This is a genomic window from Micromonospora sp. CNZ322, assembly GCF_007827755.1.
In genome coordinates this window covers 95,508-117,956 of the sequence record NZ_VITD01000017.1, presented here as the reverse complement: position 1 = coordinate 117,956, position 22,449 = coordinate 95,508, and the positions used below count along the sequence as shown (strand labels likewise).

Genomic DNA, 22,449 nt, shown 5'->3' with positions numbered 1-22,449 from the left:
GCGTGACCCACGCTGCTCCCGTGTCCCCCGTCGACCGCGCCGGCCTGCGGCAGCGGATCGACAAGGCCCTCACCGAGTTCCTGGCCGGCCAACGGGTCCGGCTCGCCGCCGTGGACGACGCGCTGGGTCCGGTGGCCGAGGCGATCGAGGCGTTCGTGCTCGGCGGCGGCAAGCGGCTGCGTCCCGCATTCGCGTACTGGGGGTTCCGGGGGGCCGGCGGGCTCGACGGCGACCAGGTGTTGACCGCCCTGGCCTCACTGGAGTTCGTCCAGGCCAGCGCCCTGATCCACGACGACCTGATGGACCGTTCCGACACCCGTCGCGGCGAGCCCGCGGTACACCGACGGTTCGCCACCCAGCATCGGGAGGCCGGCTGGGGCGGCGACCCGGACGGTTTCGGCGACGCTGCGGCCATCCTGCTCGGCGACCTGTGCCTGGTCTGGTCCGACGAGCTGCTGCACTCCGCCGGCCTGGACCTGTGGTCGTTGGCCCGGGCCCGGCCGGTCTTCGACGAGATGCGCACCGAGGTCACCGTCGGGCAGTACCTCGACGTGCTCACGCAGGTCACCGGGGACACCTCGGTGGAACGGGCCAGCAAGGTCGCCCGGTACAAGTCCGCGAAGTACACCGTCGAGCGTCCGATGCTGCTCGGCGCCGCGCTGGCCGACGCGCCGGAGGACGTACGGACGGCCTACTCGGCGTACGGGCTGCCGCTGGGCGAGGCGTTCCAGCTCCGCGACGACGTGCTGGGGGTCTTCGGCGACCCGGCGCTGACCGGCAAACCGGCCGGGGACGATCTACGCGAGGGCAAGCGCACCTACCTGGTGGCGGCGGCCGCGGAGGCCACCGACGACGCGGGCCGCGAGCTGCTGCTCGGCCGGCTCGGCGACCCGGAGCTGGACGAGCACGGGGTGGCCCGGCTCCGCGAGGTGATCTCGGCGAGCGGGGCGCTGGCCCGTACCGAACAGCGGATCGTCACACTCACCGACGCCGCCCTGGCCGCCCTGACCGCCGTCGACCTCGACACCGAGGCCCGCCAAGCCCTGGTAGACCTGGCCATAGCCGCAACCCGCCGATCCGACTAACCCCACCCTGCCCCCTCCCCGCCCACCCCCTCCCGCCCCCGCCCACCGGGGTTGATCATGAAGTTATTGCCACGACACGCCGAGCGGGCTGGCAATAACTTCATGATCAACCGGGCCGGGGCCGGGGACCGGGGAGGGAGGGCGGGGTGGGGGCGGGGGTTAGAAGCCTTGGGCTTGGGCTCGGCGTTTCACCTCGCGGGCCTGGTCGCCGGAGAGGGCGGCGGCTGGGGTGGCGCCGGGGAGGGTGTCGTCCGGCTCGTAGAGCCAGCGCAGGACAGCCTCGTCGTCATAGCCGTTGTCGGCGAGCAGATTGAGCACGCCGGGCAGGTGCTTGAGCACGGTCTGGTTGGCAACCAGGTCCGCTGGGATCCGGCGGACGCCGTCGCGGCGGACCGCCAGCAACTCCCGGTCACGGATCATCTGGTGCACCTTGCTGATCGACACGTCGAGGCGTTCGGCGACGTCGGGCAGGGTCAACCAGTCGGCCGGGTCGGTGGGGCCGGCGAGCTCCAGGCCGGGCGCGGCCTGGTCGGGTACGGGTTCGGTCACCCGACCACCCTGCCACGCCGCCGCCGCGACGAGCCACCGGCACCCCGGGCGGCCCATCTGCGTCCTCCTCCTTGATCGCCGCTGACCAGCGAATAAGGGGCCGGGAACGCGGCGGGACGGACCGGTTCGGCGTACGGCTGTAGCATCCTGTTCATCCTTCACCCCCTGGACACATAGACTGCCTGCCGATGGACACTCAGGTCGCCGACACGTTGCTGGGCTCGCTGATCGACGGGCGCTACCGCATTCGCGGTCGCGTGGCCCGTGGTGGCATGGCGACCGTGTACACCGCCACCGACGAACGCCTTGAGCGCACCGTCGCTGTCAAGATCATTCACCCGACCCAGGCGAGCGAGGCACGGGCCCGGATCACCAACTTCGTGGCCCGGTTCACCGACGAGGCGAAGACCATCGCCCGGCTGACCCACCCGAACGTGGTGGCGGTCTACGACCAGGGCACGCACGCCGGCCTGCCGTACCTGGTGATGGAGTACGTCCGTGGCCGCACGCTGCGTGATGTGCTGGCCGAGCGACGCCGGCTCAACCCGGACGAGGCGCTGGCCATCGCCGAGCAGATGCTCGCGGCGATCGCCGCCGCGCACCGGGCCGGTCTGGTGCACCGCGACGTCAAACCGGAGAACGTGCTGGTCGCGGAGGCGCCGACCGGTGGCGTCGCCAACCTGGTCGACAGCGTCGTGAAGGTGGCCGACTTCGGGCTGGCCCGGGCGGTCGAGGCGAGCGCCGACGAGGAGCAGGGCAACCAGCTGATGGCCACCGTGGCGTACGTCGCCCCGGAGCTGGTCACCGAGGGCCGCGCCGATCCGCGCACCGACGTCTACTCGGCCGGCATCGTGCTGTTCGAGATGCTCACCGGCCGGGTGCCGTACGACGGGGACCGCCCGGTGGACGTCGCCTGGCAGCACGTCGACCGGGACGTGCCGACGCCCTCGACGCTGGTGCCGGGCCTGCCGTCGGTCCTCGACGACCTGGTGCAGCGTGCCACCCGGCGTGATCCGGAAGCGCGGCCCGCAGACGCCGGCGCGTTGTTGGCCGAGGTGCAGGTGGCCCGGGATCGTCTGGGCGACGCCAACAGCCACACCGCCGTACTCCGCCCGGTCAGTGACGAACCGTCGCTCTCCCAGCCGACCATGATGGTCGCGACGGTCCAGCCGCCCAACCGCCCGTCGTGGGCACGACTGCCCGAGGGCGCCAGCAGCCAGGGGCCGGGGCGGCGGCGGGCCGCCCCGGAGCCGGCGGAGGGCCTGGGCGTCCGGCTCGCCGCGCTGCGCAGCACGGTGTTGAGCAACCCCCGTGGCCGGCTGGCCGTCGCGGCCGTGGTCGTGACGCTGGGCCTGGTGGCCGCGCTCGGGGGTTGGTGGTTCGGCGTCGGCCGCTACACGGACGCTCCGCAACTGGTGAGCCTGAGCAAGGCGCAGGCGCAGGCGCAGGCCGACCGCACCGGGCTTCTCGTCAAGTACGCTGAGCCGCGCTTCGACGAGAAGGCCCCGAAGGACAGCGTGCTGGAGCAGAGCCCGGCGTCCGCTGCCAAGATCGTCAAGGGTGGCACGATCACCCTGACCCTCTCCCTCGGCCCGGAGCGTTTCCCCGTACCGGACGTGATCGGCAAGGAGTTCGAGCTCGCCGAGGCGGACCTGGTCAACGTGAAGCTGGTGGTGGCCAGGGGCACCGCCCGTTACGACGACAGCCTGCCGGCCGGGGTCGTGGTGGACAGCTCTCCCAAGGTGGGCACCGAGGTCAAACCCGGTGCGAAGGTCACCCTCATTCTGAGCCGGGGCAGGGCGCCGGTGACGGTGCCGAACCTGGTCGGCAAGAGCCTGACCGACGCCCGGACGACCCTGGCCCAGCTCAACCTGGTGCTGAAGGAGACCTACAAGGACTCCGACAAGCCGAGGGACGAGATCCTCGGCCAGAGCCCGGCCGATGGCGCCGGCGTGGAGAAGGGCACCGAGGTCAAGCTGGACGTGAGCAAGGGGCCACCGCTGGTCGCCATGCCGCGGGTGATCGACCTGCCGTGCCAGCAGGCCAAGCAGGCGTTGGAGGGTCAGGGCTTCCCGGTGACGATGGCGATCAACCCGAACGCCGTGGTCCGGATCCAGCTCCCGGGCGAAAATTCGCAGGTGGCGCCCGGCACACCGGTCACACTGACGTGCTTCTGATGCCGACGATCTCTGCGCGGCCGGTGGGCACGCACACTCCGACCTCGGGTGGGCTGGCGAAGGCTGCCCTGCCGTACGCGGACGTGACCGGTGCGCAGGTGGTGCAGGTCTACGTCTCCAACTCGCGAGGCTGGGCACTGCCCAACGGCGACCCGGTGCAGGACGCCCTGTTCCGCGACGGTTGCGCCGAGCGGGGCATTCCCGCGTTCATCCACGCCGCGCTGCTGGTCAACCTCGGGTCGCCCACCCCGGCCACTGTCGAGAAGTCGGGCGAGACGCTGGCGCACGCGCTGCGTCGGGGCGTGGCGATCGGCGCGCGAGGGGTGGTGTTCCACGCGGGCAGTTCGGTGGACGAGGGGCACGCCGAGGCGGCGATGCGACAGGTCCGCGAGGTGTTGCTGCCGCTGCTCGACTGGGCTGCCGCCGCTGGCGGGCCGATGTTGCTGGTCGAGCCGAGCGCCGGCGGTGGCCGCTCACTGGCCTCCCGGGTGGAGCAGCTCGGGCCCTACCTGGACGCGGTGGACGGGCACCCCATGCTCGGGGTCTGCTTCGACACCTGCCACGCCTGGGCGGCCGGCCACGACCTGGCGGCCGAGGGCGGCATGACGGCGACCCTGGACACCCTGGTGGCCACTGTCGGCGCGGACCGGCTGCGGCTGGTCCACGCCAACGACTCGAAGGATCTGTGCGGCTCCACCCGGGATCGGCACGAGAACATCGGCAAGGGCAGCATCGGCGAGCCCGCCTTCGCCGAGCTGATGGCGCACCCGGCGACCGCCGGCGTCCCGATCGTCGTCGAAACGCCCACCGAGAAGCACGTGGGCCATGCCGCCGACATCGCCACCCTCACCCGCCTGTCCCACCCCTGACCCAACCTCGTTGATCAAGAGGTTTGCGTCACCCGGCGACCGGAATCTGACGCGAACCTCTTGATCACCGAGGTGAAGCGGAGGGTGAGGCGGGCGGGGTGGGGTTTTAGGCTGCGGCGAGGATGCGGGGTAGGGCTGCCAGGGCGCGGTCGATGTCCGCGTCGCTGAGGCCCAGGTGGGTGACCAGGCGGGCGGTACGGGGGCCGAGCACCGAGATCAGTACGCCCTCGGCCCGCGCCGCGGCGGCCAGGGCCCGCGCGTCCAGGGTGTGCTTGGTGAGGTCCAGCGCGACCAGGTTGGTACGGACCGTGGTGGCCAGCACACCGAACGGCGCGACCGCCTCGGCGAGCCGGGCCGCCTTCGCGTGGTCGTCGGCCAACCGGTCGATGTGCTGAGCGAGCGCGTACCGGCCGGCGGCGGCGAGAATGCCGGCCTGGCGCATGCCCCCGCCCATCCGCTTGCGGATCAACCGGGCACGTTCGATCTTGTCCGCGCTGCCCACCACCAGCGAACCGACCGGCGCGCCGAGGCCCTTGGAGAGGCACACCGACAGCGTGTCGAAGAGCCGGCCGTACTCGATCAGCGGCACCTGGTCGGCGACGTGCGCGTGCCAGATCCGGGCCCCGTCACAGTGCAGCGCGACGCCCGCCTCGTCAGCGACCCCGCGCAGATCCCGCAGGGTCGCCAGCGGAATCACCCCGCCGCCGCCGCGATTGTGGGTCTGCTCGACGGCGATCGCGCGGGTGGGGACGGCGAAGTAACCGTCCGGCCGGATCATCCCGGCCACCACCTCCGGGTCGATGTCCGCGCCCACCGCGGGCCAGGTCCGCGAGGAGATCCCGCCGTACGCGGCCGCGGCGCCGATCTCGTACGTGACCACGTGCGCGTCGGCGTCGCAGAGCAACTCCTCGGCGGGCGACACCAGCAGTTGCAGGGCGATCTGGTTCGCCATCGAACCACTCGGGGCGAACAGCGCCGCCTCGTGCCCGAACAACGCGGCGACCTCGGCCTCCAGCGCGTTGACGCTCGGGTCCTCGCCGTAGACGTCGTCACCGACCTCAGCGGCGGCCATCGCCTCCCGCATCCCGGCGGTGGGTCGGGTCACCGTGTCGGACCGCAGGTCCACGAACAGATCAGGCACTGTCATCCTTTCAACTGCCGACTGCGGGCTCGCAAGCTCACCCTCGCGTCAGCCATGGTCATCCTCTGACTTGCCGACTGCGGGCTCGCAAGCTCAGCCACGCAGCATTTCCGCTACGAGGAAGGCCAACTCCAACGACTGCTGAGTGTTCAGTCGCGGGTCACAGGCGGTCTCGTACCGGTCGGGCAGGTCGAGATCCTCGATCCCCTGGGCGCCGCCGAGGCACTCGGTGACGTCCTCGCCGGTCAACTCGACGTGCAGGCCGCCGGGGTGGGTGTCCAGCCCCCGGTGCACCTCGAAGTAGCCGAGCACCTCGTCGACGATGCGGTCGAAGTGCCGGGTCTTGTAGCCGTTGGACGACTCGTGCGTGTTGCCGTGCATCGGGTCGCACTGCCAGACCACCTTGGCCCCGGCGGCGGTGACCTTGGCGACGATCGGCGGCAGCGCGTCGCGTACCCGGTGGTTGCCCATCCGGCTGATCAGGGTGAGCCGACCGGGGATGTTGTCCGGGTTGAGCTTCTCGCACAACTCGATCGCCTCGTCCGGGGAGGTGGTCGGGCCGAGCTTGACCCCGATCGGGTTGGCGATCCGGGAGATGAAGTCGATGTGCGCCCCGCTGATCTGCCGGGTGCGCTCGCCGATCCAGAGGAAGTGCCCGGAGAGCCCGTACGCCCGACGGTCGGAGACCCGGGTGAGCGCCCGGTCGTACTCCAAGGCCAGGGCCTCGTGGGAGCAGTAGAGCGTGACGGTACGCAGCGCCTCGTCGTCGGTCATGCCGCAGGCCCGGATGAAGGCCAGCGCCCGGTCGATCTCCCGGGCGATCGCCTCGTAACGCTCCCCCGCCGGGGAGTTCTTCACGAAGCCCTTGTTCCAGTCGTGCACGGCGTGCAGGTCGGCGAGCCCGCCGGCGAGGTACGCCCGGAGCATGTTCATCGCCGCCGCCGAGTTCGCGTACGCGCGGATCATGCGCTGCGGGTCGGCGACCCGGGCGGCCGGGTCGGCCTCCAGCGAATTGATCATGTCGCCGCGGTACGCGGGCAGGCCGCGGGCGTCGGTCGGCAGCGAGCGGGGCTTCGTGTACTGCCCGGCGACCCGGGCGACCTTGACCACCGGCAGCGACGCGCCGTAGGTGAGCACGATCGCCATCTGGAGCAGGGTGCGGGCGTTGGCCAGCAGGTGGCTCTCGGTGTTGTCCACGAACGTCTCGGCGCAGTCACCACCCTGCAGCAGGAACGCCTTGCCCTCGCAGACCAGGGCGAGCTTCTGCCGGAGCTGGTCCACCTCGTAGGGCGCGACGACCGACGGCACGGTGTCGAGGACCTTGCAGACCGCGGCCACGGCAGCCGGGTCGGACCACGGCGGGACCTGCTCACGGGGCAGCTCCCGCCATCGGTCCAGACCGAGCGCGGCGTCCTCGGCGGAGTCGATGGTCGGTCGGCTGGTCTGCAGGCCCGGGCTGCCCACCGCGGGATGGCTCAGCTGATGCCACTCATGGCGCATGACAGAAAGCGTACGGCGATGGTCGGGGTGGCCGGGCGGCGAGGGTGACGGTTCCGGCAGATGGGAGATCAATCTGCCGGGCGCTGGTCAGGACGCGGGGGTGGGGGCGACGCCGGTCGGCGTCGGGGCGGCCGGCCCACCCGGCGCCTCGCCGGCGATGCACCAGTCGCTTCCGTCCCGGGTGACGGTGAAGACCAACGGCCGAACGACGGTGCGCTTGCCCGCGGTGACCGAGACCGAGACGCTGACCTCCTGCCCGCGCGGACCGGGCCGGATGCCCGTAATGGCGGCCTCCGGCACCTGGAAGTGGTCGGCGAAGTCACCGTTGGGGCCGGTGGCGCCCAGGTCGAAGCCGTCGTGCAGCAGAGCGCAGAGCTGGCTGCGGCCGGCGGCGACGTCCTTGGCCGCCATCGCGTCGAGGTACGCCTGCACGCGCTCCCGGGAGCGGGTGGCGGCCTCCTCGGCGGGGGCTCGGGCCGGCTTGGCGGCGGACTTCTCCTCGTCCTCGCCGCCGATCCCGCAACCGACCAGGGCAACCGGCAGCAGCATCAGCCCGGCAGCGGTCGCCGCCAGCCTGCGGTGGGTCGGGCGCATGATCACCTCCGTCGGCGGTGAGATCGAGACGTGCCGAGCCGCGAGTCTGCCACATTCGGCCGACCGAACCCAACGGCGGCGGCCCGGCCGACGCTGGGCGTCGACCGGGCCGCTGTGTCACGGGCGGGAAGGGACGGTGCGGGCCCCTTCCCGCCGTGTGGGTGGTGCGTCGGCCCTCGGCTCAGCCGAGACCGCCCTTGATGGCGCCGATGAGCTCGCCGTTGCTCGTGTCACCGGAGAGCTCCCAGAAGAACGCGCCACCGAGGCCCTGGTTGTTCGCGTACGTCATCTTGCCGTTGATGGTCGACGGGGTGTCGTAGCTCCACCAGTTGCTGCCGCACTTGGCGTACGCGGTACCGGCGATCGTGCCGGTGGCCGGGCAGGTGTTCTTGAGGACCTTGTAGTCCTCGATGCCAGCCTCGTAGGTGCCCGGCGCCGCGCCGGTGGCGCTGCCACCCGGAGCGGCCTGGGTGACACCGGTCCAGCCCCGACCGTAGAAGCCGATGCCGAGCAGCAGCTTGTTGGCCGGGACGCCCTTGCTCTTGAGCTTCTGGATCGCCGCGTCGGAGTTGAAGCCCTGCTGCGGGATGCCGGTGTACGAGGTGAGCGGGGAGTGCGGTGCCGTCGGACCCTGGGCGGCGAACGCCCCGAAGTAGTCGTAGGTCATCGGCATCAGCCAGTTGAGGTTGCCGATGGCGCCGGCGTAGTCGGTGGCGTCGATCTTGCCGCCGTTGCTGCCGTCCGCGGTGATGGCGGCGGTGACCAGTGCGCTGGACCCGAACTTCGACCGCAGCGCGCTGATCACGTTCTTGAACGCGTTCGGGCCGCTGGTGTCACAGGTCAGACCGCAGGCGTTCGGGTACTCCCAGTCGACGTCGATGCCGTCGAAGACGTCCGCCCAGCGCGGGTCCTCGACCAGGTTGTAGCAGCTCTCGGCGAACGCGGCCGGGTTCTGTGCGGCCTGGGTGAAGCCGCCGGACCAGGTCCAGCCGCCGAACGACCAGATCACCTTGAGGTGGGGGTTCATCTGCTTGAGCTTGCGCAGCTGGTTGAAGCTGCCGCGCAGCGGCTGGTCCCAGGTGTCGGCGACTCCGTCCACGCTGTCCGCCGCGGTGTACGCCTTCTCGTAGTCGGCGTAGCTGTCACCGATGGAACAGCGGCCACCGGTGGTGTTGCCGAAGGCGTACAGGATGTGGGTCAGCTTGGCGGCCGAGCCGCTCGTCTGGATGTTCTTGACGTGGTAGTTGCGTCCGTAGACGCCCCACTCGGCGAAGTAGCCGACAACCTTCTTGCCACCGGGGTTCGGCGGGTTGGTGGTCGGCGGCGGCGTGGTGGGCGGAGGCGTGGTGGGTGGCGTCGTCGTCGGTGGGGTGGTGGTCGGCGGAGTGGTGGTCGGCGGGGTCGTCCCGCCGCCGCACGCGGCACCGTTGATGGTGCAGTTCAGCGGTGCCTTGTAGGCGCCGCTGCCGTTGTAGCCCCAGCTGAACGAGGCGCCGGGGGCAATGCCGCCGGCCCAGCTCTTCTTGACCGCGACGTAGTGGTTGCCGCTGCTGGTGACGTCGGCGTCCCACGCGCTGCTGATGGTGGTGCCCGACGGCAGGTCGAACTCGATGCGCCAGGTGGTGACAGTGGCGCTGGAGCCGTTGGTGACGGTCACCCTCGTCTCGTGACCAGTCCCCCAGTCCTGCGCCTTGGTGAAGGTGGTGGTGACCGTGCCGGCGCCGAACGCGGTGGTGACCGGCACCGCTGCGACGGTCACGGCGACCACGGCACCGGCCCAGAGGGCCCGGCGGAGCGATCTTTTCATGAGGCGTCTCCCGAACTGTTAGGAAACTTTCCAAAAGAGATGGTGAGACGGTACTCACGGCGTCATCAGTTCGTCAAGATGTGCATGTTTCGATTTCTTCTGGTGCACGGAGTGCATACGCTCCGCCCACCCCGGGTCGACACCCGGCCGGCGCGTAGCCTCGGCCCATGACCGTCTTCGACATCCCGATCGACGCCCTCAACGGCGGCCCCGCCGACCTGGCCCGCCACCGCGGCAAGGCGTTGCTGGTCGTCAACGTGGCCTCCCGCTGCGGCCTCACCCCGCAGTACGCGGGCCTCCAGGCGCTCGCCGACTCCTACGCCGACCAGGGCCTCGTGGTGCTCGGCGTGCCGTGCAACCAGTTCGCCGGGCAGGAACCGGGCAGTGCCGCCGAGATCAGCGACTTCTGCCAGGTCAACTACGGGGTCACCTTCCCGCTGACCGAGAAGGTCGACGTCAACGGCCCCGACCGGCACCCGCTCTACGCCGCGCTCGTGAACACCCCGGACGCCGACGGGCACACCGGTGACGTGCGTTGGAACTTCGAGAAGTTCCTGGTGGCCCCGGACGGCTCGGTCGCCGCCCGCTTCGCCCCCACTGTCGAGCCCGGCTCCGACGACCTGCGCGCAGCCATCGAAAAGACCCTCCCCACCCCCTGACACCCCGGCGGCACTCCACGTCACCGCCTTGATCGCGCTCGAGCGTGCATGTAGTGGCCTCCCAGCCTTCGCATGCCACCACATCCCGGATCGAGCGCGATCTTGCCGGGCCGGCACTGCGGGGCAGCCGGGCGGTCCACGCGTCCACCCCGGAGAGTGGCACGTCCCCGGAGAGCCGGTCGGCGACCAGCATGGGCAGTACGTTGTGCAGGACGGGCTCGCGGCGCCAGCCAGGCACCCGCCGGGACGGCGGAGGTCGCGAGCAGCCGGATCAGCCGCCCGGCGACGGACAACCGAATAACCCACCAGCCTGGTCGGGAATGCGTCGCGGGTGGACGGAGTTGGGAACGAGCATGACAACTGTGGGACTGATCGGCAGTGGCAACATCGGCGGCACCGTGGCCCGGCTGGCGGTTGACGCCGGCTACGACGTGGTGCTGAGCAACTCGCGGGGCCCGGAGACCCTCACCGACCTGGTGGAGACCCTGGGCGAGCACGCCAGCGCCGGCACCACGCAGGACGCGGCGCAGGTCGGTGACCTGGTGGTGGTCAGTGTGCCGCTGAAGGCGTACCGCGCGGTGCCCGTGGAACCGCTGGCCGGCAAGGTCGTCATCGACACCAACAACTACTACCCGCAGCGCGACGGCACCTTCCCGGAGCTGGACTCCGGCGAGACCACCAGCAGCGAGTTGCTCCAGCGACACCTGCCGGACTCGCGCGTGGTCAAGGTCTTCAACAACATCTACTTCAAGGGCCTGGCCGCGCTCCCCCGGCCGTCCGGCGCGGCCGACCGCAGCGCCCTCGCGATCGCCGGTGACGACGCCGCCGCGAAGGCCGAGGTGACCGCCCTCCTGGACCGGATCGGCTACGACGCGGTGGACGTCGGCCCGCTGGCCGAGGGGTGGCGCTACCAGCCGGACACCCCGGCGTACGGCACGCTCTACTCCGCCAGCCCGACGGACTGGGAGCACCCGGCCCCAGGCGACGCCGCGAAGCTGCGCGCCGCCCTGGCCGCCGCCACCCGCTGAGCAACGCCAGCCCGCCGCCCTCCCCGCGACCGCCTACCGGGTGGTCGTGCGGAGGGCGGCGGCGAGTTCGTCGTCGTAGCTGGCGATCGGCTGCCCGTCCGCGGCGTACGCGACGAGCCGACCGTGGGCCATCGTCGCCGACCGGAACGAGAAGGTACGCGAACCCGGGTACGGGGCGAGCAGCGGAATGGCCCGGGGTGCCCCACCCGGGGCTGAGTAGTACTCCAGGCGGGTCACCTGCGGGGAGACCACGCCGTTGACCCGGACCTTGGTCTTCTCGGCGCGGGTGCCGAAGGTGACCGGCGCGTCGGTGGCGTACTCGGCGCATTCGGCCGGGCCACGGCAGACGAAGAAGTATCGCGGGTTGACCACGTCGTCGAGCGTGTACGCCTTGAAGGTGGGGTCGGCTCCGGCCGGCAGCGGCTGCACGGCGAAGAACGCGAGCGCCACCGAGGCCGTGACGCCCACCCGCAGCCAGGCACGGCCGGCGGCCGGTCGTCTGCTCGTGCGCTGGGCGGCGACGGCGACACCGCCGAAGCCGACGAGGCACAGGAGGCACACCCCGACGGCACGGGCGTTCTCGAAGAGGAACTGCACCCCCGGCCGCGTCGAGACCGGGCTGAGCACCGCGCCCAACGAGACGACCATGGCGGCGAGCAGCGCCGCGCCGGCGGCCCGCTGGGTGACGCCGGACGCGCCGATCAGCAGCATCGCGGCGAGCACCGGCCACACCTGGTGGTGGGTCCAGGACACCGGGGACGCTGCCACTGTGGCGCAGCCGACGAGCACGGCGGCGTGCCCAGCGCGGCCCTGCCGCGTCAGCTGCCGGGCCCGGAGCAGTGCCGCCGCGCAGATCAGTGCCACCATGCCGGCCCAGAGCACTGGCAGCGCCGTCTCGTCGACGCCGACGCGCAGCAACATTCCGTGCACTGACTGGTTGCCCAACGAGGACAGATTGCCGATGCGGGAGGTCTGTCGCACGGTCTCGGTCCAGTAGGCCCAGCTCTCCCGGGGCAGCACGACCGCGGCGAGGCCCGCACAGGCCACGAAGGTGGCCGCCGACCGGCCGGCGTCCCGGTAACGCCCGACGGCGAGGAAGTAGACAACGAACAGCAGCGGGGTGAGCTTGATGGCCGCGGCCACCCCGACCAACGTCCCGCGCACTCGGGGTGGGACGACGCCCAGCCCGTCGAGCAGGGCCATCAGCACGATGAAGATGCTGACCTGCCCGAAGCGTAGGTTGCTCTGCACCGGCGCGGAGAGCATCAGCACGGTGGCCGCCAGCGCCACGACGAGCGGGCGCCGGGACTGTCGGGTGGTCAGCGCGACACCCACCGACCCGGCGATGGCGACGACCGCCGCGCACGTCGCGACCAGCCAGATCCCCTGGAGCACGCCCTCGCCGACGGCGGTGATCGGCCACAGCGCAAGAGCGGCGAACGGCGGATAGGTGAACGGACCGCCGTTCTCCGCCACATACCCGTACAGCGGCTTGCCGGCGCGCAGATCGGACAGCGCACCGTAGTAGATGTGCAGGTCGGAGAGGCGATCCGGGCGGCGCAGAACGAGCACACAGGACACCAGCGCGACGACGACGAAGGCCGCCCACGCCAGCGCCACCCGGCGATCCCGCATCGCCCGAGAATAGGCGACCGTCTTGGTCCGTGTGAGCCCCGTAACGGCAGACCCGGGGCTTCGGCCGGCTCAGATCAGCACACGCGTGACCGCCGGAACTGGATCTCCCCTGCATCGACCTCCGCCACCCTTGCTGCCCAGTTGCCACTCGTGAGCGAACGCAAACGCCGCAGGCCAGCTCCATGTCTGCCCTCGGAAGAACGGGCGTCGCGGGACGGGTGGCGATTCGTAGCCTCAACGAATGGGGACGGCGGGCAGACCGGCGTACGACGCCTACGCGGACTGGTACGAGGGCTTCATCTCCGGCGGCGGCGACTATCTGCGGCGGGTACACGCGACGGTGGTGGACCTGCTCGGCGCGGGCGAGGGTCCCTGCCTCGACATCTGCTGCGGCACCGGCGCGCACGCCTCGGTGCCGGCGGGTCTGGGGTGGACGCCGGTGGGCGTGGACCTGTCCGGCGGGCAGTTGCGGCACGCGCGGGGGCGGTTGCCGGTGGCCAGGGGTGACGCTGTCGCCCTGCCGGTCGCCGACGCGTCGCTGCCGGCCGCGATGTGCGTGCTGGCCAGCACCGACCTGCCCGACTACCCGGCCGTGCTGCGCGAGGTCGCCCGGGTGCTGCGCCCCGGCGGGCGTTTCGTGCACGTGGGTGTGCACCCGTGTTTCGTGGGCGCGTTCGCCGACTGGGGACGGCATCCGCGTGTCGTCGTCGACGCACGGTACGCCGACCGGTCCCGCAGCTTCGACAGTTGGAACACCACCGGCGTGCGGGTACGGGTGGGTGCCTGGCACCTTCCCCTCGCCAACCTGGTCAACGCGACGGTGGCGGTCGGCCTTCGGCTGGTCCGGGTCGTCGAGGCGGGCCCAGGCGGGGTCCCCGACCTGTTCGGCCTTCTCGCCCTCCGCGACCGGTAACGACAGCCGACAAAAACATCGCTGTGGCAACTTGCGCCGCAGTCCTGTTCACGGGACCCTGTTTCTCTGGGTTGCCGCCCGCTCACCGAACGTGCCTCCGGAGGCGACATGCACACGCTCCGTACCGTGCCCCGCCGGCTGTTGGCCGGCTCCGGCGCGCTCCTGCTCGGCACCGCCCTCGCCACCGCCGCCATTCCTGTTCCGGCGAACGCCGCGACCGGCGCGGACACCGTCGGTTACGTCCGGCTCGCGCACCTCTCCCCGGACACCCCGGCGGTGGACGTCTACCTTGCCGCGCCGGGCGCGGCGAAGCCGCAGGTCTTCCCCGGGGTCGGTTACGGCGTGATCTCCGACTACCTCGAACTCGCGCCGGGCCGGTACGCGGTGGCCATGCGCGAGGCCGGCGCCCCCGCCAGCGACCCCCCGGTGCTCACCACCGAGGTCGCGGTGACCAGCGGCGACGCCTTCACGGTGGCCGGTGTCGGCCGGCACGCCGACCTCGGCCTGCGGGTGCTCAACGACGATCTCAGCGCCCCCACCGACGGCCGCGCCAAGGTGCGGGTCATCCAGGCGTCGGTGCGGACCCCGGTGCTCGACGTGGCCGCCGCCGACGGCCCGATGATCGCCGACGGGGTGCAGTTCGCCACCACGACCGACTACCAGCAGGTCGAGCCGGGCAGTTGGCGGCTGAAGCTGACGGGTGCCGGCGGGCCCAGCACCGACGCCGAGGTGCGGCTCACCGGTGGCGCGGTCTACTCGCTGCTGGTGCTCGACGCGAAGCAGGGCGGTCTCACCGCCGAACTGCGCCGCGACGCCGAGGGTGGCACCGTCGTCCCGGCCGGCGGGGTGGACACCGGCGCCGGTGGCACCGCCGGGGCCGGGCTCGACGCGTACCCCCTGGTGGCCGGCGGTCTGGCCGCGGCGGCCGGCGCGGCGGCCCTGCTGCTCTGGCGTCGGCGGCGGCGCACCACCTGGTGAGCGCCGGGCCGGACCCGTCGATCCGGCGGCACCGTGACCGCCGGATACCGCTGGCCGCGCTGGTCGCGGCCGGCGCGGCGGTCTGCCTGGCCGCCGGCACCGGCGTCGGCCTGGCCACCACCGGCCCGCCACCGCCAGCGGCGAGCTGGCACCCCGGCTGCGGCGACGACTGCCAGTCGGTGGCCGCCGCGCCCACGCCACACGGTCCACCCACGCGGGTACGCGTACCGCGCATCGACGTCGACTCACCGCTCACCGTGCTGGGTCTGGACCGCGCCGGCGTGCTGATTCCGCCGACCGACTTTCACACCGCTGGCTGGTACGGCGGCGGCCCGGCCCCGGGCGACACCGGCCCGGCCGTACTCGCCGGGCACCTGGACTCACGACGCGGCCCGGCGGTCTTCGCCCGGCTCGGCGAGCTACGGCCCGGCGACCTGGTGGAGGTGTGGCGCGGCGGGCAGCGGGTGCCGTTCCGGGTGACCGGGTCGCTGCGTACCCGCAAGGACCAGTTTCCGACCGCCGTGGTCTACGGCCCGACGCCCGGGGCGGAGCTGCGCCTGGTCACCTGCGGGGGCGACTTCGACCGGCGGCGGGGCCACTACGTCGACAACGTGGTGGTGTTCGCGGTGACCGAGGTCCCCGACCCGGTCCTGCCGACGTCCGCGGCAGGCTGAGTCGCGCGCTCTTGATCCACTCGGGTTCGCGGAAGTCGGGGCATCCGCCGCGCTCGGATACCGCGATTTCCATGAACCCGAGTGGATCAAGCGGGTGGGGGCGCAAGAAGGCGCGGGGCCCGGGCTGCACGGGCGGAGAGGCGCGGGGCGCGAGGCGCGGGCGCGGAGCGCGGGGGGTCAGAGGCGGCGGCGGCCGGCGAAGCCGCACTCTGCCCGGTGGTACCAGCGCACGTCGGAGTCGCCCTCCAGCCAGCACCAGAGCACGGCGCGGCCGGCCCGCTCGCCGGGGAAGTCGAGCAGCACCGGGGCGATGCCCTTGACCTGGATGTCGTGCTGGTGCAGCTCGTCGACGACGGCGTGCAGCCGGGCCTCGAGCGCCTTGACCTCGGCCAGCCCGCCGAGCGCGCTCACGCCGTGGTCGGCCAGGTCGGCGCGCAACTCGGCCAGGTCGGCCCGGACCCGGATCAACTCGTCGACGCGCGGTTGCAGGGTGGCCACCAGGTGCCGGGCCTGGGCAAGTGTGAACACCGGGCCAGTATGCGGCACGCACGGCCCCGCGACGCGCCCCGACCGCTCAGTCGGCCTGTGCCGCCAGCTCGCGGGCGCGATCCCGGGCGGCCTCCAGCGCGGCGAGCAGCGCCGCGCGTACGCCGTGCTTCTCCAGCTCACGAATCGCGGAGATGGTGGTGCCGGCTGGCGAGGTGACCGCCTCGCGCAGCTTGACCGGGTGCTCGCCGGAGTCGCGCAGCATCACCGCCGACCCGATCGCGGTCTGCACGATCAACTCGTGCGCCACCTGACGGGGCAGCCCGAGCAGGATCCCCGCGTCGATCATGGCTTCGACCAGAAGGTAGAAGTAGGCCGGGCCGGAGCCGGAGAGCGCGGTGACCGCGTCCTGCTGCGACTCGGGCACCCGGATCGTCTGGCCGAGCGGCTTGAACATCTCCTCGGCCAGCGTGAGGTGCGCCCCGGTGGCGTGCTCGCCCGCGGAGATCGCGGTCATCGCCTCGTCGACCAGCGCCGGGGTGTTGGTCATCACCCGCACCACCGGGGTGCCCTCGGGCAACCGGCGGCTGAAGAAGCTGGTGGGCAGACCGGCGCAGAGCGAGATGACGAGCTTGTCGGCCGGCACCTTGGGGCCGATCTCGTCGAGGAGCGCGGCGGCGTCCTGCGGCTTGACCGAGACCGCGAGCACCGCGGCCTCGTCCACCGCGGTCAGGTTGTCGACCATCCGTACGCCGTACCGGGCGGTCAACTCCTCGGCGCGAGCGGGTCGGCGGGCGGTGGCCAGCAGCCGGTCCGCCGGCCACCCCGAGCGCAGCAGCCCGGAGAGCATCAGCTCACCGATCTTGCCCGCGCCGATCACCGCGACCGTGTGCACTCCGGCGGACATGTCGGCCCGTACCCCCTCGAATTGGTCGCGGCGCGGCGGACCCGCAGGCCCGCCGCGCCGCCGACGATCGATCAGCTGCCGAAGAAGACCTCGGCCTCGGCGTACCGCTCCAGCGGCACGGTCTTCAGCTCGCGGGTGGCCTCAGCCAGGGGCACCCGGACGATGTCCGTGCTCTGCATCGCGACCATCTTGCCCCAGTCGCCGTCGTTGACGGCGTCGATGGCCTGCAGGCCCAGGCGGGTGGCGAGCACCCGGTCGAAGGCGGTCGGGGTGCCACCGCGCTGGATGTGGCCCAGCACCACGGTGCGGGCCTCCTTGCCGGTCTTGGCCTCCAGTTGCTCGGCGAGCCACTGGCCGATGCCACCGAGGCGGACGTGGCCGAACGAGTCGAGCTCCTGGTTGGCGAGGACCATCTGGCCGTCGAGCGGCTGGGCGCCCTCGGCGACCACGACGATCGGGGCGTACTGGTGCTGGAAGCGCTTCTCGACGTAGCCGGCCACCTGGTCGACGTCGAACTGACGCTCGGGCAGCAGGATCACGTTGGCGCCGCCGGCCAGACCGGCGTGCAGGGCGATCCAGCCGGCGTGCCGGCCCATCACCTCGACGACCAGGGTGCGGTGGTGGCTCTCCGCGGTGGTGTGCAGCCGGTCGATGGCCTCCATCGCGATGTTGACCGCGGTGTCGAAGCCGAAGGTGTAGTCGGTGGCACCGAGGTCGTTGTCGATCGTCTTCGGCACGCCGACGACGTGCACGCCCAGCTCGTAGAGCTTGGTGGCCACGCCGAGGGTGTCCTCGCCGCCGATCGCGATCAGCGCGTCCACGCCCTGGGCGGCAAGGTTGTCCTTGATCCGCTCGACGCCGTTCTCGATCTTGAACGGGTTGGTACGGGACGAGCCGAGGATGGTGCCGCCGCGGGGCAGGATGCCGCGAACGTCGGCGATGTCCAGCGGGCGGGACAGACCCTCAAGCGGGCCCTTCCAGCCGTCCCGGAAGCCCACGAACTCGTGACCGTAAGTGGCGACGCCCTTGCGGACCACCGCCCGGATGACCGCGTTGAGACCGGGGCAGTCGCCGCCGCCGGTGAGCACGCCGATACGCATGATCCGCTCATCCTCCTGGAGCATCAGGTAAAGCCCGATATGCCCCAGGGTATGTGTCAGGTCAGACCATCGGCGCCGTTGCCGGCCCGGGGCGGGCCGTCACTGCGAACTGTAGTCGGCCCGCCGGTACGACGACAGCGCGCCCCGGGCACCCACCCCCGGTCAGTAGGTCACCTCGTGGTTCTCGCCGGCCGTCGGTGGCCGGCCGGTGACCGCGGCCCTCGCGTAGTCGAGCAGGTTCACCACAGTGCTGTTCGGCGAGTCCCAGTACTCGGCCGAGCTGGCGTGCACCTTGATCAGCGTGAGACCGGAGGTGTCCAGCCCGTCGGGGAACCACGCCTTGAGCAGCGGGTTCCACAACTGCTCGGCCCGGGCCCGGTCGAACCCCTCGGTGGCGGTGCCGGAGATCGACACCCACGCGTTGTGCTTCTGATCGGAGAAGGCGACATTGACCTCCGGGTTCACCCGGATCTGGCGGATCTTGGCCGAGTCGGCGTAGGCGAAGAACCACAGCTCGCCGTCGAACTCGGCCTCCTGGAGCCCCATCGGTCGACTCACCTGCCGACCGTCCAGGGCAGTCGTGGTGAGCATGCAGATCCGCGCGGCCCGGGCCAGGCCGGTGACCCGGGCGCGTGCCTCCGCGGCGCTGCTCGGCTGGTCGCTCATGGCAATCTCCCTCGGCTCGGCTGGTCGAACCGTTGCCCGGGACAGAACCGGTCAAACCTACGGCGGCGCGGCCACCACTCAGCGGGCGGTCATCGCCCGCCAGCGGGCCAGATTGTGCCGGGCATCGACCAGAGCGTCGTGCCGGGCCGCGTCCGCGTCGGGCAGGGGCGGCCGGCCCCGGTCGTCCCAGAGCTGCCGCAGCTCCTTGGTGTAGCGGGGAATCTCCCGGGGCAGCGCCGGCATCGCACCCCAGAGCTGGGCGAGCACCACGTGGTCGTACGCGGCGAACCAGGCCCACAATTCCAACTGCTCCCCCGGCCGGTCCCGAATCGGCTCCATCAGGAAGTCGTACAGGTCGTCGCGGATGCGCTCACGCGAGCGCCAGGCCCGGTCCGCCGGGGAGGGGAGCTTGTCCAGCACGTTGCGTCGGACCCAGGGCACGGCGCGGGAGTCGTCGAACTCGGTGGAGACCGCGTAGAACTCGCGGCCGTACTCGTCGACGACACCGATCGAGACGAGGTCGACGGTCGTGCCGTCCTCGATGAACTCGCAGTCGTAGAAGTAGCGGTAGACCATTCCGGGCATCCTCGCCCACCGCCGTAGGGCCGCGCCCGGCGGGGCCCGTCCGGAGGCCCGTCGAGCCACGGCGACACCTCGTGAACGACGCGTCGCAGCTCGTGACGGTCACGGAAGTGCTTCGAGGGGTGTACAGCAAGCGACCGGACCGTCATGATCTGATGTGTACCGCTACCGGACGCCGAATCGGTGTCAGTTCACCTTGTCGGGGCCCATCAGGTTCGCCCGGTGAGCGAGTTGTGGTCCATGACCGGGGGAGGGGTTGGGCCGTGGAGGTTCGCCTGCCGGAGCCGGGTGACGCGCTCACGGGTGTCGAGATGTTCGCCGGGCTGGAGCCCGAGGTGCGGCAGCGTGTCATCGCCGCCGCCGTTCCGCGCACCTATCGCAAGGGCCAACTGCTCTTCGTGGAGAACGACCCCGGCGAGTCCCTGATCGTGCTGCGCCGCGGCGCGGTGGCGGTCTTTCGCACCGCACCCACCGGCGAGCGGGCCGTGCTGTCGGTTATCCGTCCACCGGACGTGCTCGGTGAGGTCTCCCTGCTCGACGCGTCCACCAGGTCCGCCTCGGCGGAGGCCATCGAGGACTGCGCGGCGCTCGCGCTCTCTCGGGGCGCGTTCATGGAGTTGGTGCACTCCAACCCCCGCATCCTGGACGCGGTGATGCGCTCACTGGGCGGGCTGATCCGCCGACTCACCGAGCAGAACGCCGACCACGTCTTCCTCGACCTGCCCGGTCGGGTGGCCAAGACGCTGGTGCGGTTGGCCGGCGAGAGCCAGGCACCGATGATCACGATCGAGCTCAACCAGAGCCAACTGGCCGAGATGGCCGGTGGTTCCCGGCAGAGCGTCAACCAGGCGATCGGCTCGTTCGCCAGCCGTGGCTGGCTGCGCACCGAGGGCCGCCGCATCGTGGTGACCGACGTGGCCGCGCTGCGCCGCCGCGCCGGCATGGCCGACCGCTGACCGACCGGCCCGCCCCGGTTTCGTCGGCGGCCGAGCGTTCGATCTGGACGGCCGTCACCCGTCGCCGACCAACTCCCCCACCCGTACGCACGGCTGCGCCGGCTGCCAGTGGCAGCCGGCGTCACCGTGCACGCGGTTCAGCGCGCGGGGCTCAGCGGGTCGCGCCCGGCCAACGGGCCGCGGTCGACTGGTAGCCCGGTCCGGCCCAGAAACCCGGTCCGGCCCAGAAACCCGGTCCGGCCCAGATGCCCGGTCCGGCCCAGCCGCTCGCGGTGGTGGTGGTCGTCGTCGTGGTCGCCATGTCGTCCCCCTGGTCGATTGTGTGGTGCCTGTCGTGCCTGTCTTGCCGAGGACGCTACGGCGTAGAGCGGTGGGACGAAATAGGACAAATCGACATGAATCACTGGCTGAAGAGCGGTTGTTGGCCTCCACACCGCGCTGACAAGGTTGCCGCGCCCGCCCCTGTTCCAGGGCCCGTGCCGACATACCCGCAGCAGTGAGGAGCCACCGGTCATGTCATTACTCCGCGGCAATGTCGCATTTCGTCGGTACTGGTCGGCGCGCCTGGTGTCGTACACCGGTGATCAGCTGGCCCGGACGGCGCTGCTGATCGCTGTCTACGACCGGCACGGCGGCGGCGCGGTCGCCCTGCTGCTGCTGGCATCGACGGTGCCCCGGCTGCTCGGACCGTTGCTCGGTGCCCTGGCCGACCGGTTCGACCAGCGCCGGCTGATGATCGGTTGCGACACCGCCCAGGCGTTGACGTACCTCGCCGTCGCGCTGCTCGCGCCGCCCCTGCCCGTCCTGTTGGCGCTGATCACCGCGGCTACTACGGCCGCCACCGCGTTCACTCCCGCCGGACGCAGCCTGCTCCCCCGCCTGGTCGATCGCGAGCAACTGCCGGCGGCGAACGCGCAACTCGCGACGGGCGTCAACATCGGGCTCGCTGCCGGGCCGGCCGTCGGCGGCCTCCTGCTGGCGACCCTCGGGCTGACCGTCACGCTGCTCGTGGACGCGGCGACCTTCGTTCTCTCCGCGTTGCTGATCGGCGGAGTCCGGACGCTCTCGACGACCGTCGCGACCCGCCGGTCCGAGCCACTGCACACGGTGCTGCGCGAAGGGCTGGGGGTGGTCCGAGGGCACAGCGTCGTCCGTGCGGTCTCGGTCGGGTTCCTGGTGATGGTGATGTTCGCCGCGCTGGACAACCTCGCCATCGTCCCTCTCGGACGCGCCGAACTGGGCGCCACCGAGGTCACTATCGGTTTGCTGGGCACCGCCTACGGCGTCGGCATGGTGCTCGGTCCCATGTGCCTGGCGAGAACCGGCGTACGCATCCGGATGGACCTGGTCCTTTACGGCGCGTTGCTCGCGCTCGGCGCCGGAACGCTGGTCACCGGCCTCAGCCCGGTGATCGCGCTCGCCATAGCCGGTCAGGCGGTGGCCGGTGTCGGCGCGGGCTGGCACAACGTCGCCGTCGACACCCTCATCCAGCAGAACGTGCCGGTCGAACGGCTCGGCGTGGTGTTCGGCACCGTCTACATGTTCCCGTACGCGGCGGAGGCACTGGCCTACGCCGTCGGCGCACCGTTGTTGGCGGTGGTCGGGCCACGATGGGTGCTGGTCGTCTCGGGGTTGGGTGTGCTGGCCACCCTGGGGCTGATCGCTCCCCTGCTCACCCGGGCCCTGGGGCTACGTCTGCCGACGCCGGGCAGGTTCGCAGCGGCCAACGGGTGAGACCGGACAGACGGGTGCGGCCGGTGGACCGATGGCCCGCCGACCGCACCCGGACGATCAGTTCTCCGTGCTGTCGGCCGGCGGCGCACCCGGCCCCGGCCCGATCTTCTTCGGATCGGTCGGCTTACCAGCCGTGGACGTGCTCGACGAGGTGGTCGTGGTCTCCCCCGACCCGCCCGACTGACCCTCAGGCTCTTCCACCATGCCCTGCTCCTCCAGTTCGGCGAGAGTGACCGCATCGACGTCGATCGTGTCGCCCGGCGCCCACAGCGTGCCACCCGGATCGGTCCACGAGGCGGACAGTCGTACCTGCACGGCACTCTCCCTGACATGAAACTTCCTGGTACGGAACACTAACCCCGACCGATCGATGCCGTTGCCCGTCCGCACGTCGGGTAGCCGACTGGCC

23 protein-coding genes are annotated in these 22,449 nt (G+C 71.6%); 10 read left to right on the top strand and 13 right to left on the bottom strand.

Features of this window, described 5'->3' with window-relative positions; all coding sequences use genetic code 11:
* Positions 1 to 2: 2 nt before the first annotated feature.
* On the top strand, positions 3 to 1,085 hold the full coding sequence (locus FB453_RS29585) for a polyprenyl synthetase family protein (protein WP_145795491.1): 1,083 nt from the start codon (positions 3 to 5) through the stop codon (positions 1,083 to 1,085).
* 159 nt (positions 1,086 to 1,244) lie between these two features.
* Here FB453_RS29585 and FB453_RS29580 read toward each other — a convergent pair whose 3' ends face one another.
* Positions 1,245 to 1,634 (bottom strand): Rv2175c family DNA-binding protein, encoded by a 390-nt coding sequence (locus tag FB453_RS29580; protein ID WP_091408069.1) that lies wholly within the window; start codon positions 1,632 to 1,634, stop codon positions 1,245 to 1,247.
* 188 nt (positions 1,635 to 1,822) lie between these two features.
* Between FB453_RS29580 and pknB the strand changes: the two genes are divergently transcribed.
* Both pknB and FB453_RS29570 read left to right on the top strand, forming a co-directional pair.
* Positions 1,823 to 3,811, top strand: a complete 1,989-nt coding sequence (gene pknB, locus FB453_RS29575; RefSeq protein WP_145795489.1) for a Stk1 family PASTA domain-containing Ser/Thr kinase — start codon at positions 1,823 to 1,825, stop codon at positions 3,809 to 3,811.
* Positions 3,811 to 4,680: a deoxyribonuclease IV gene (locus FB453_RS29570; RefSeq protein WP_112582777.1), complete on the top strand. Its 870-nt coding sequence runs from the start codon at positions 3,811 to 3,813 to the stop codon at positions 4,678 to 4,680. The genes pknB and FB453_RS29570 overlap by 1 nt, the downstream gene beginning before the upstream one ends.
* 106 nt (positions 4,681 to 4,786) lie before the next feature.
* On the opposite strand, the gene FB453_RS29565 is transcribed toward FB453_RS29570, so the two are convergent.
* The 4 genes from FB453_RS29565 to FB453_RS29550 all read right to left on the bottom strand — a co-directional run bounded on the left by FB453_RS29565 (position 4,787) and on the right by FB453_RS29550 (position 9,722).
* Positions 4,787 to 5,827 carry a threonine aldolase family protein gene (locus FB453_RS29565; RefSeq protein ID WP_486480522.1) on the bottom strand — a complete coding sequence of 347 codons (1,041 nt, stop codon included), beginning with the start codon at positions 5,825 to 5,827 and terminating at the stop codon, positions 4,787 to 4,789.
* Between the two features lie 87 nt (positions 5,828 to 5,914).
* A complete protein-coding gene (locus tag FB453_RS29560) occupies positions 5,915 to 7,321 on the bottom strand; it encodes a class II 3-deoxy-7-phosphoheptulonate synthase (RefSeq protein WP_091407607.1) in 1,407 nt (468 codons plus the stop codon).
* An 87-nt stretch (positions 7,322 to 7,408) separates the two neighbouring features.
* Positions 7,409 to 7,915 (bottom strand): nuclear transport factor 2 family protein, encoded by a 507-nt coding sequence (locus FB453_RS29555; RefSeq protein WP_145795484.1) that lies wholly within the window; start codon positions 7,913 to 7,915, stop codon positions 7,409 to 7,411.
* 181 nt (positions 7,916 to 8,096) lie between these two features.
* Positions 8,097 to 9,722: a glycosyl hydrolase family 18 protein gene (locus FB453_RS29550; protein WP_112601186.1), complete on the bottom strand. Its 1,626-nt coding sequence runs from the start codon at positions 9,720 to 9,722 to the stop codon at positions 8,097 to 8,099.
* Positions 9,723 to 9,889: 167 nt separating this feature from the next.
* On the opposite strand from FB453_RS29550, the gene FB453_RS29545 reads away from it, so the two are divergent.
* Complete coding sequence (locus tag FB453_RS29545) at positions 9,890 to 10,381, top strand: glutathione peroxidase (protein WP_112725191.1); 492 nt, start codon at positions 9,890 to 9,892, stop codon at positions 10,379 to 10,381.
* A gap of 353 nt (positions 10,382 to 10,734) precedes the next feature.
* Positions 10,735 to 11,409 carry an NADPH-dependent F420 reductase gene (locus FB453_RS29540; protein ID WP_145795482.1) on the top strand — a complete coding sequence of 225 codons (675 nt, stop codon included), beginning with the start codon at positions 10,735 to 10,737 and terminating at the stop codon, positions 11,407 to 11,409.
* Positions 11,410 to 11,442: 33 nt separating this feature from the next.
* On the opposite strand, the gene FB453_RS29535 is transcribed toward FB453_RS29540, so the two are convergent.
* Positions 11,443 to 13,044 (bottom strand): glycosyltransferase 87 family protein, encoded by a 1,602-nt coding sequence (locus tag FB453_RS29535; RefSeq protein WP_145795480.1) that lies wholly within the window; start codon positions 13,042 to 13,044, stop codon positions 11,443 to 11,445.
* A gap of 241 nt (positions 13,045 to 13,285) precedes the next feature.
* Here FB453_RS29535 and FB453_RS29530 point away from each other — a divergent pair, with 241 nt between their 5' ends.
* The 3 genes from FB453_RS29530 (at position 13,286) to FB453_RS29520 (ending at position 15,609) form a co-directional block, all read left to right on the top strand.
* Positions 13,286 to 13,957, top strand: coding sequence for a methyltransferase domain-containing protein (locus FB453_RS29530; RefSeq protein ID WP_145795478.1), 672 nt, complete (start codon positions 13,286 to 13,288; stop codon positions 13,955 to 13,957).
* Positions 13,958 to 14,065: 108 nt separating this feature from the next.
* A complete protein-coding gene (locus tag FB453_RS29525; protein ID WP_145795475.1) occupies positions 14,066 to 14,935 on the top strand; it encodes a DUF4397 domain-containing protein in 870 nt (289 codons plus the stop codon).
* Positions 14,932 to 15,609, top strand: coding sequence for a class F sortase (locus tag FB453_RS29520; protein WP_486480521.1), 678 nt, complete (start codon positions 14,932 to 14,934; stop codon positions 15,607 to 15,609). Before FB453_RS29525 ends, FB453_RS29520 begins: the two co-directional genes overlap by 4 nt.
* A 177-nt stretch (positions 15,610 to 15,786) precedes the next feature.
* Here FB453_RS29520 and FB453_RS29515 read toward each other — a convergent pair whose 3' ends face one another.
* The 5 genes from FB453_RS29515 to FB453_RS29495 form a co-directional block, all read right to left on the bottom strand.
* The gene (locus FB453_RS29515) at positions 15,787 to 16,137 is read right to left on the bottom strand and encodes a DUF2203 domain-containing protein (RefSeq protein ID WP_145795473.1); all 351 of its coding nucleotides are present in this window, start codon (positions 16,135 to 16,137) and stop codon (positions 15,787 to 15,789) included.
* Positions 16,138 to 16,183: 46 nt separating this feature from the next.
* A complete protein-coding gene (proC, locus tag FB453_RS29510) occupies positions 16,184 to 17,002 on the bottom strand; it encodes a pyrroline-5-carboxylate reductase (protein WP_145795471.1) in 819 nt (272 codons plus the stop codon).
* Positions 17,003 to 17,073: 71 nt separating this feature from the next.
* Positions 17,074 to 18,102 (bottom strand): 6-phosphofructokinase, encoded by a 1,029-nt coding sequence (locus tag FB453_RS29505; RefSeq protein WP_091408060.1) that lies wholly within the window; start codon positions 18,100 to 18,102, stop codon positions 17,074 to 17,076.
* Between the two features lie 162 nt (positions 18,103 to 18,264).
* The gene (locus FB453_RS29500) at positions 18,265 to 18,768 is read right to left on the bottom strand and encodes a pyridoxamine 5'-phosphate oxidase family protein (RefSeq protein WP_145795469.1); all 504 of its coding nucleotides are present in this window, start codon (positions 18,766 to 18,768) and stop codon (positions 18,265 to 18,267) included.
* A 78-nt stretch (positions 18,769 to 18,846) separates the two neighbouring features.
* Positions 18,847 to 19,344, bottom strand: a complete 498-nt coding sequence (locus FB453_RS29495; RefSeq protein ID WP_091407578.1) for a polyadenylate-specific 3'-exoribonuclease AS — start codon at positions 19,342 to 19,344, stop codon at positions 18,847 to 18,849.
* Between the two features lie 269 nt (positions 19,345 to 19,613).
* On the opposite strand from FB453_RS29495, the gene FB453_RS29490 reads away from it, so the two are divergent.
* Positions 19,614 to 20,306 carry a Crp/Fnr family transcriptional regulator gene (locus FB453_RS29490; RefSeq protein ID WP_091407574.1) on the top strand — a complete coding sequence of 231 codons (693 nt, stop codon included), beginning with the start codon at positions 19,614 to 19,616 and terminating at the stop codon, positions 20,304 to 20,306.
* Positions 20,307 to 20,457: 151 nt separating this feature from the next.
* Here FB453_RS29490 and FB453_RS34485 read toward each other — a convergent pair whose 3' ends face one another.
* A complete protein-coding gene (locus FB453_RS34485) occupies positions 20,458 to 20,607 on the bottom strand; it encodes a hypothetical protein (RefSeq protein WP_186718629.1) in 150 nt (49 codons plus the stop codon).
* Positions 20,608 to 20,819: 212 nt separating this feature from the next.
* Here FB453_RS34485 and FB453_RS29480 point away from each other — a divergent pair, with 212 nt between their 5' ends.
* On the top strand, positions 20,820 to 22,040 hold the full coding sequence (locus tag FB453_RS29480; protein WP_145795465.1) for an MFS transporter: 1,221 nt from the start codon (positions 20,820 to 20,822) through the stop codon (positions 22,038 to 22,040).
* A gap of 57 nt (positions 22,041 to 22,097) precedes the next feature.
* On the opposite strand, the gene FB453_RS29475 is transcribed toward FB453_RS29480, so the two are convergent.
* Entirely contained in the window at positions 22,098 to 22,355 is a 258-nt protein-coding gene (locus tag FB453_RS29475; protein ID WP_084597913.1) for a hypothetical protein, read from the bottom strand.
* Between the last annotated feature and the right edge of the window lie 94 nt (positions 22,356 to 22,449).